Source organism: Oceanobacillus luteolus (assembly GCF_023715655.1).
Classification (GTDB): Bacteria; Bacillota; Bacilli; order Bacillales; family Amphibacillaceae; genus Oceanobacillus; species Oceanobacillus luteolus.
The window spans coordinates 1-301 of record NZ_JAMBON010000173.1 but is presented as its reverse complement, the minus strand read 5'-3'; the positions used below and the strand labels follow the sequence as shown (position 1 = coordinate 301).

Here is a 301-nt window from a genome sequence, read left to right as displayed (position 1 = left end):
CGTCTTTCCACAAACAATATAAATGTTCTTGACGTCTGTATAATCTTGCCTCATTCATTTCTCAACTCCCTTATGACGGTTTGAATGATATGCTCATCCACACCGTTAAAGAAGGAAAGTTCAAGGCTGCCTGATTTCATCGTAAAAACAGGAGTTGCCGAGGAAACTGGTGGAGTCGCTAACATAGGTTCTTCTTTTTCAGGATGGAGTGTTACGGGCACGATGATTAGTTCTTCATGTGGCATAGAAAAGCACCTCCTTCAATTGATATTTCTATCTTAGCAAGAGGTGCTTCATTTTT

The 301-nt window shown here is 40.2% G+C and carries 1 protein-coding gene; it reads right to left on the bottom strand.

All coding sequences use genetic code 11. The annotated features are described in order from the left end of the window. Window positions 1–50: 50 nt before the first annotated feature. Complete coding sequence (locus M3210_RS20245; RefSeq protein WP_251515526.1) at window positions 51–245, bottom strand: hypothetical protein; 195 nt, start codon at window positions 243–245, stop codon at window positions 51–53. Window positions 246–301: the final 56 nt, after the last annotated feature.

Bases quoted from the DNA above. Each gene is read 5' to 3' on its own strand.
- M3210_RS20245 (WP_251515526.1), bottom strand. From the start codon at position 245: ATGCCACATGAAGAACTAATCATCGTGCCCGTAACACTCCATCCTGAA.